This window comes from Mesorhizobium sp. M7D.F.Ca.US.004.01.2.1 (assembly GCF_003997785.1).
GTDB classification, from domain to species: domain Bacteria; phylum Pseudomonadota; class Alphaproteobacteria; order Rhizobiales; family Rhizobiaceae; genus Mesorhizobium; species Mesorhizobium loti.
Window position 1 is genome coordinate 1 of record NZ_RZRQ01000279.1, and the last position, 7,687, is coordinate 7,687.

The 7,687-nt window shown below is 62.6% G+C and carries 10 protein-coding genes; 6 read left to right on the forward strand and 4 right to left on the reverse strand.

What is annotated here, in order from left to right:
* The 5 genes from EN993_RS27340 to coaA form a co-directional block, all read left to right on the forward strand.
* On the forward strand, window positions 1-358 hold a 358-nt coding region (locus tag EN993_RS27340), incomplete at its 5' end, for a HisA/HisF-related TIM barrel protein (protein WP_245468982.1).
* Window positions 355-1,191: an arginase family protein gene (locus EN993_RS27345; protein WP_109666985.1), complete on the forward strand. Its 837-nt coding sequence runs from the start codon at window positions 355-357 to the stop codon at window positions 1,189-1,191. The genes EN993_RS27340 and EN993_RS27345, both read left to right, overlap by 4 nt.
* A complete protein-coding gene (gene hisF, locus EN993_RS27350; protein ID WP_164757838.1) occupies window positions 1,188-1,982 on the forward strand; it encodes an imidazole glycerol phosphate synthase subunit HisF in 795 nt (264 codons plus the stop codon). The genes EN993_RS27345 and hisF overlap by 4 nt, the downstream gene beginning before the upstream one ends.
* A gap of 72 nt (window positions 1,983-2,054) precedes the next feature.
* Window positions 2,055-2,378 carry a phosphoribosyl-ATP diphosphatase gene (locus EN993_RS27355; protein WP_109667712.1) on the forward strand — a complete coding sequence of 108 codons (324 nt, stop codon included), beginning with the start codon at window positions 2,055-2,057 and terminating at the stop codon, window positions 2,376-2,378.
* Window positions 2,379-2,401: 23 nt separating this feature from the next.
* Window positions 2,402-3,361 carry a type I pantothenate kinase gene (gene coaA, locus EN993_RS27360; protein WP_109666980.1) on the forward strand — a complete coding sequence of 320 codons (960 nt, stop codon included), beginning with the start codon at window positions 2,402-2,404 and terminating at the stop codon, window positions 3,359-3,361.
* On the opposite strand, the gene EN993_RS27365 is transcribed toward coaA, so the two are convergent.
* From EN993_RS27365 to EN993_RS27380, 4 genes are all read right to left on the reverse strand, one after another.
* Window positions 3,348-3,977: an alpha-ketoglutarate-dependent dioxygenase AlkB gene (locus EN993_RS27365; protein ID WP_109666978.1), complete on the reverse strand. Its 630-nt coding sequence runs from the start codon at window positions 3,975-3,977 to the stop codon at window positions 3,348-3,350. The genes coaA and EN993_RS27365 overlap by 14 nt on opposite strands.
* 104 nt (window positions 3,978-4,081) lie before the next feature.
* On the reverse strand, window positions 4,082-4,555 hold the full coding sequence (gene lysM / locus EN993_RS27370; RefSeq protein WP_109666976.1) for a peptidoglycan-binding protein LysM: 474 nt from the start codon (window positions 4,553-4,555) through the stop codon (window positions 4,082-4,084).
* An 89-nt stretch (window positions 4,556-4,644) separates the two neighbouring features.
* Window positions 4,645-5,082, reverse strand: coding sequence for an alternative ribosome rescue aminoacyl-tRNA hydrolase ArfB (gene arfB / locus EN993_RS27375; RefSeq protein WP_023761130.1), 438 nt, complete (start codon window positions 5,080-5,082; stop codon window positions 4,645-4,647).
* Between the two features lie 85 nt (window positions 5,083-5,167).
* On the reverse strand, window positions 5,168-6,778 hold the full coding sequence (locus tag EN993_RS27380; protein WP_127265319.1) for a phosphoenolpyruvate carboxykinase: 1,611 nt from the start codon (window positions 6,776-6,778) through the stop codon (window positions 5,168-5,170).
* Between the two features lie 343 nt (window positions 6,779-7,121).
* On the opposite strand from EN993_RS27380, the gene EN993_RS27385 reads away from it, so the two are divergent.
* Window positions 7,122-7,687 (forward strand): response regulator (locus EN993_RS27385; RefSeq protein ID WP_164757837.1); only part of this gene is annotated, 566 nt, incomplete at its 3' end.

Genomic DNA, 7,687 nt, shown 5'->3' on the forward strand with positions numbered 1-7,687 from the left:
GGGCGGCAAGGTGGCCGTGGAGGGTTGGGCCGAGGCGTCGAGCCTCGGCGTCATCGAACTGGCGAAGAAATTCGAGGGCGCCGGCGTCGCCGCCATCATCTACACCGACATCGACCGCGACGGCGTGCTAACCGGCATCAACTGGGACGCCACCATCGACCTTGCCGATGCCGTCTCGATCCCGGTCATCGCGTCTGGCGGCCTCGCCTCGATCGCCGACATCGTGCGTATGACCATGCCCGACGCGCAAAAGCTCGAAGGCGCGATTTCCGGCCGCGCGCTCTATGACGGCCGCATCGATCCGGCGGAGGCTCTGGCGATCCTGCAAGGCAGGGCGACGGCGGAGACGCGACCGTGAAAATCTCCATCATCCTGGCCTCCTATGACAGCGGCCACTATCATGGCGGCATGGGCCAGGGTCCGGACGCGCTGATATCAGGCGGTCTCGTCGACGCCCTGACCATGGCCGGCCATGACGTTACGGTGGAAGACATCGGCAGGGTCGGAGACATCCAGGAGCGCGAGATCGCCACCGGCTTTGCCGTCTGCAACGCGGTTGCAGCCGAGGTTCGCCTTGCTCGTGACGCCGGCCGGTTTCCCATCGTCCTTGCCGGAAATTGCCTGACCAGTGCCGGTGCTGTCGCCGGCGAAGCCGCCGATGCGATCATCTGGGCCGACCAACATGGCGACCTCAACACGCCCGAGACATCCGTCTATGGCTTTCTCGATGGCATGGCGCTGGCGACTGTGCTCGGCCTGTGCTGGCGGCCGATGGCGGCGGCAATTCCCGGCTTCAAGCCGATCGATCCGTCGCGCTGTGTGCTCGTCAACGCGCGTGATCTCGATCCGGCGGAAAAACGGCTTCTCGAGACATTGCCGATCGTCCGGACGGAATGTCCAGGAGTGGCCCAGGCGACCGAAAGACTGAAGACCGCCGGGGCCAAACGCGTGCACATGCATCTCGATCTAGACGTGCACGATCCCCGGGAGTTGCAGGCCAACCGCTACGTCACATCAGGCGGGCCGAGCCCGGAACAGTTGCGCGACGCGGCTTGCGCTATGGCGCTTGCGGTGCCGGTCGTCGGCATCACCGTCTCCGCCTACGACCCGGCTTTCGACGGGCAGTCCGATGTTCCGCCGCTGGTCGGCCAGTTGCTGAACGATCTTATCGCCACGATAGAGGGCCGCTGATGCTCAAAGCCCGTGTCATCCCCTGCCTCGACGTCAAGAACGGCCGTGTCGTCAAGGGCGTCAATTTCGTCGATCTCATCGACGCCGGCGACCCGGTCGAGGCGGCCAAGGCCTATGACGCGGCCGGCGCCGACGAGCTCTGCTTCCTCGACATCACCGCGTCGTCCGACAATCGCGAGACCATCTTCGACGTCATCGCCCGCACCGCCGAACAATGCTTCATGCCGCTGACCGTCGGCGGCGGCGTGCGTCAGGTCGCCGACATCAGGAAGCTGCTGCTGGCCGGCGCCGACAAGGTGTCGATCAACACGGCGGCGGTGAAGAACCCGGATTTCGTCGCCGAGGCCGCCGACAAGTTCGGCAACCAGTGCATCGTCGTCGCCATCGACGCCAAGAAAGTGTCTGGAGCCAGCGAGGCCGATCGCTGGGAGATCTTCACCCATGGCGGGCGCGAGAAGACCGGCATCGATGCGGTCGAGTTTGCGCGCCAAATGGTCGATCGCGGCGCCGGCGAGATCCTGCTGACGTCGATGGATCGTGACGGCACCAAGGCCGGCTACGACATCGCGCTGACCCGCGCGATTGCGGATGCGGTGCGCGCGCCGGTGATCGCTTCCGGCGGTGTAGGCACGCTCGATCACATGGTCGAAGGCATTCGCGATGGTCACGCCGGAGCGGTGCTGGCCGCCTCCATCTTCCATTTCGGCACCTACACGATAGCGCAGGCCAAGGCGCATATGGCCGCCGCGGGGCTGCCGATGCGGCTGGACTCCCTCGGTAATCGGTCTTAAAGCATGGTCCCGAAAAGTGGGAACCGGTTTTCGGAAAAAGATCATGCTTAAACAAGCAGATAGATGACGGCCATGGCTGAGTTTTCGCTGTCAGATCTGGAAAAAATCGTTGGGGAACGCGCCCATTCCGGTGATCCGGATTCCTGGACGGCAAAACTGTTCGCGCGCGGCATCGACAAGGCGGCGCAGAAGCTTGGCGAAGAGGCGGTCGAGACGGTGATTGCCGCCGTCAAGGGCGACAAACCGGCCCTCGTTTCGGAAAGTGCCGATCTTATATATCATTGGCTCGTCGTTCTCGGCCTCTCCGGGGTTCCGCTGAGCGACGTGCTTAGGGAACTCGAAGGCCGCACCGGGCGTTCGGGCATCGCCGAGAAGGCTTCACGGCCCAAGGGCTGACCGCGAGGAGGGCAGGTATCTCGATGGATCAGCTCGCGCCAACCGAGAAATATTCCCCCTTTCGTTTCTTCTCCGCCGATCAATGGTCGCAATTCCGTGCCGACACGCCGCTGACGCTGAGCGCGGATGAATTCCGCCGTCTGCGCTCGCTCAACGACCCTGTCGACCTCGAAGAGGTCAAGCGCATCTATCTGTCGCTGTCGCGGCTTTTGTCCGCGCATGTCGAAGCGAGCCAGCTGCTTTTCAGGCAACGCCAGGCCTTCTTCAACGCGGTGGACATCGTCAAGACGCCTTTCATCATCGGCATCGCCGGTTCCGTCGCGGTCGGCAAATCGACCACGGCGCGTGTGTTGAAGGAACTTTTGGCGCGCTGGCCCTCGAGCCCCAAGGTCGACCTCATCACCACCGACGGGTTCCTGCTGCCCAACGAGGTGCTGCGCCGCGAGAACCTGATGGAACGCAAGGGTTTTCCCGATAGCTACGATGTCGGCGCGCTGCTGCGCTTCCTCTCGGGCATCAAGTCGGCGCTGCCCAATGTCCGCGCGCCGGTCTATTCGCACCTGACCTATGACGTCATTCCCGGCGAGTTCGTCACCATCGACCGGCCCGACATCCTGATCTTCGAAGGCATCAATGTCCTGCAGCCCGGCAAGCTGCCGCAGGACGGCAAGATCGTGCCCTTCCTGTCGGACTTCTTCGACTTCGCCATCTACATCGATGCCGACGAGAAGCTGATCCACCAGTGGTACATTTCCCGCTTCATGCGGCTGCGCGAGACGGCCTTCCGCAATCCGGACTCCTTCTTTCACCGCTATTCGCAGCTCTCGGAGGATTCAGCCCGCGCCATCGCCGAAGGCCTGTGGACCAACATCAACCTGAAGAATCTGCGCGAGAACATCCTGCCGACGCGAGCCCGCGCCGACCTCATCCTGCGCAAGGGTGCCGATCACCTGATCGAGGAAGTGGCGCTCAGGAAGCTGTGACGGCCGGCTTCGTCACCCGCCGCAGCGTCAGATTGATCCGCCCGCCATTTTTCAGCAGCGCCGAGGTCGACGGGTAGATTCGATCGACGCCGTGGAAGCACAGGCGGCCCTCGCCGCCGAGCACCACGACGTCGCCGCTTTTCAGCCGGAACGACTTTGTGCCGCCCTCACGCGTCGTCTGACCGACCCTGAACAGGCAATCGTCGCCCAATGAGACGGAGACGACCGGCGCCGAAAAATCGGCCTCGTCGCGGTCCTGATGCAGGCCCATTTTTGCGTCCGGCGTGTAGAAATTGATGAGGCACGCTTCCGGCGGGTGCGGATAGCCCGAGACCTGCCGCCATAGCTCAAGCAGCGCCTCCGGGATTGGCGGCCATGGCGCTCCGGTCACCGGGTGCGTCGGCTGGTAGCGATAGCCATGCTCCTTGTCTGTGACCCAGCCGAGCGGGCCGCAATTGGTCATGCGCACACTCATCTCCTTGCCCGTGCGCGGCATGGCCGGCACGAACAGCGGCGCCTGCTGCACAATGCTTCTCACGTCCTCGACCAGCGCTTCCTGCACGCTGCGTGACAGGTAGGCCGGCATGTGGCGGACGCCTTTGGGCAGGACGAGCACGGGTTAGGTCACCTCCTGGATGGTTCGGAACCGCAAAATGTCACGATCAAAAGAAAACGGCGACCCGAAAGCCGCCGCTCATGCCTAATTGGCAATCGCCTTGATCAGGCGATATCTGGAATGCGCAGCACCTGGCCTGGATAGATCTTGTCGGGATGGGTCAGCATCGGCTTGTTGGCCTCGAAGATGATCGTGTTCTTCGCACCCTTGCCCTTGCCGTAGCTCTTCTCGGCGATCTTCCAGAGGTTGTCGCCCTTCTGGACGGTGTAGAAGGTTGGCTCCTTGGCCGGGGCAGCTGCCGTGCCGGCCTCTGGTGCGACCTGCAACTCGTCCGCCTGCACCTTGGAGACGCCGAGCGTGTTGCCGACGGCGATGACCGCTTTTTCGAAGATCGACTGATCCTTGACCACACCCTTCAGCACCGCTGTGTCGCCTTTGACGACGACCTCGACACCATCGGTGCCGAGCTTGTGCGAATCAAGTTCCTTCTTGAGCGTGTCGGCAGTGGGTGCGGCTTCTTCGTCGCTACCGATGCCCAGTTTCTTGCCGACGCTCTTGACGAAATCGAACATGCCCATCTTTGGTCTCCCTTGCTGTGGCAATGGTGGAACCTTGCATCTGCGGTTCAAAATGGGAAGCCGTTTTGTGCACGCGATTGGTGTGGTGCTTAATCGTTCTCCACCCGGCCGCGCAGTTTCTTGATCGTGCCGCGTCCGGCCTTGCTCTTCAGCCGTCGCTCCACGGCGCCTTTCGACGGCCGCGTCTTCTTGCGCGGCGGCGGCGGCGGTTCGGCGGCCTTGGCGACCAGTGCCGTAAGCCGTGCCCGAGCGTCCGCCCGGTTCTGTTCCTGGGTGCGGAAGCGGCCCGCTTCGATGACGATGACACCGTCCTTGGTGGCACGCTGGCCGGCAAGCTTGATCGTCCGCTCGCGCACGCGCTCCGACAGGCCCGTTGCGTTGGCCGCGTCGAAGCGCAGCTGCACTGCCGTCGCCACCTTGTTGACGTTCTGGCCGCCGGGACCCGACGAGCGGATGAAATCCTCGTGCAGGTCGCCCGGGTAGATCACCGCATCGTCGGCAATGATGATGTTGTCGTCGCTCGCCATGCCGCAGTCATGGCGCGGCGGATCAAAAAAGAAAAGGCCCGATCGAAGCCGGGCCTTTCAACGATAGCTGAGCTCGATGGCGCGATTACTCCGCCGCTTCCTGCATGCGCGGCGCCGCACCCAGCACCACGGCGTCGACATGGCTTTCGAATTTCTCGAAGTTGACGGCGAACATGCCGACTAGTCTTGCCGCCTGCCGATCATAACCGGCCTTGTCGGCCCAGGTCGATCGCGGGTCGAGGATGGCGCTGTCGACGCCCGGGACAGCCACCGGCACCTCGAAACCGAAATGGGCATCGGTGCGGAACTCGGCCGTCTTCAGCGAGCCGTCGAGTGCGGCGGCAAGCAACGCTCGCGTCGCCTTGATCGGCATGCGCTTGCCGGTGCCGTAGGCGCCGCCGGTCCAGCCGGTGTTGACCAGCCAGCAATCGGCATCGTGGCGGGCAATCAGTTCGCGCAGCAGATTGCCGTATTCCGATGGATGGCGCGGCATGAACGGCGCGCCGAAACAGGTCGAAAACGTCGCTTCGGGTTCGGTTACGCCCTTTTCGGTTCCGGCCACCTTGGCGGTGTAGCCGGACAGGAAATGATACATCGCCTGCGCGGGGGTGAGCCGCGCGATCGGCGGCATCACGCCGAACGCATCGGCGGTCAGCATGATGATGTTCTTCGGATGACTGGCGCGCCCGGTCTTGCTGGCGTTGGGGATGAAGTCCAGCGGGTAGGCGCAGCGCGTGTTTTCAGTCAGCCGCCCATCGTTGAAATCCGGCACGCCATCAGCGTCGAGCACGACATTTTCCAGAACGGTGCCGAAGCGTTGAGTGGTGGCAAAGATTTCCGGCTCGGCTTCCGCCGACAGCTTGATCGTCTTGGCGTAGCAGCCGCCTTCGAAATTGAAGATGCCGTGCGGCCCCCAGCCATGCTCGTCATCGCCGATCAGCGTGCGCGAGGGATCGGCAGAGAGCGTCGTCTTGCCGGTGCCCGACAGGCCGAAGAAGATGGCGGCGTCGCCGGCCGCACCCTCATTGGCCGAGCAATGCATCGGCATCACGCCTTTCACCGGCAACAGATAGTTGAGCATGGTGAACACCGACTTCTTCATCTCGCCGGCATAGGAGGTGCCGCCGATCAGCACGATCTTGCGCGAAAGATCCACGGCGATCACCGTTTCGGTGCGGCTGCCGTGGCGCGCGGGATCGGCGCGGAAGGACGGCAGGTCGATGATCGTCATGTCAGGCACGAAATGCTCGAGTTCGGCAGCATCCGGTCGGATGAGCAGATTGCGGATGAACAGCGAGTGCCAGGCAAATTCGGTGATCACCCTGGTTGGCAGCTTCAGCTCCGCATCGGCGCCGCCGATCAGATCCTGGACATAAAGATCCTTGTCTGAGGCATGCGCCTGGAAATCGGCAAGCAGCGTCTCGAACTGAGCCGGCGAGATCGCCTTGTTGTTGTCCCACCAGACATGCGGTTCGGTGGCGCCGTCACGGACGACGAACTTGTCCTTGGGCGAGCGGCCGGTGTGCTGGCCGGTCTCGGCGACCAGCGCGCCATGTGCCGTCAATCGGGCTTCGCCGCGCCGGATCGATTCCTCATAAAGAGCAGCCGCACCGAAATTATAACGCACCACGCCGGTGGTTTTCAGGCCGATATGATCGATCGCGCAGGCAGAATTGCGTTTGCCGACTTCCGACATGGGTGTCCCTTCTTGGATTTGCCGCATCTTTGCCGGTACGTTTCCGGCATGCCCGCACCGCAGGCTGAGATGGTCAGAACCAGAAAAGCCAAATGATATCAAATCATTAATCGATTTAAATATTTTGAAAGTTGTTTAAATCGTTTATATGTGCAAAAAGTTTCGCGGTTGCCCAAAGGATTGGCGATGTTCGTTCGTCCAATCCATATCGAGGTAGGATTGTGGCCGCCGGCATGCCGCGCGTGACAGCGGACAAGGCCTATGCCACATTTTGTACCTAATTTGTCCTGCAAAAGCCCCTTCTCTACGAAAGAAGGGACAGCTCATGAGGGAGCCGCTTGAAATGGCAACAATCGCGCTTGTCGATGACGACCGCAACATTCTGACATCGGTGTCGATCGCCCTCGAATCCGAGGGGTATCGCGTCGAGACCTACACGGATGGTGCGTCAGCGCTGGAAGGACTGGCGGCCCGCCCGCCGAATCTTGCCATCCTCGACATCAAGATGCCGCGCATGGACGGCATGGAACTGCTGCGCCGGATGCGCCAGAAGTCCGACCTTCCGGTGATCTTCCTGACCTCCAAGGATGACGAGATCGACGAATTGTTCGGCCTCAAGATGGGCGCGGACGACTTCATCCGCAAACCGTTCTCGCAGCGTCTGCTGGTCGAGCGGGTGCGCGCCGTGCTGCGCCGGGCCAGTGCCCGCGAGGCTGCCGCCAAGACACCCAGCCAGCAGGCCCGCTCGCTCGAGCGCGGCCAGCTCGTCATGGACCAGGAGCGCCACACCTGCACCTGGAAGGGCGAGCCGGTGACGCTGACCGTCACCGAATTCCTGATCCTGCATTCGCTGGCGCAGCGTCCCGGTGTCGTAAAAAGCCGTGATGCGCTGATGGATTCGGCTTATGA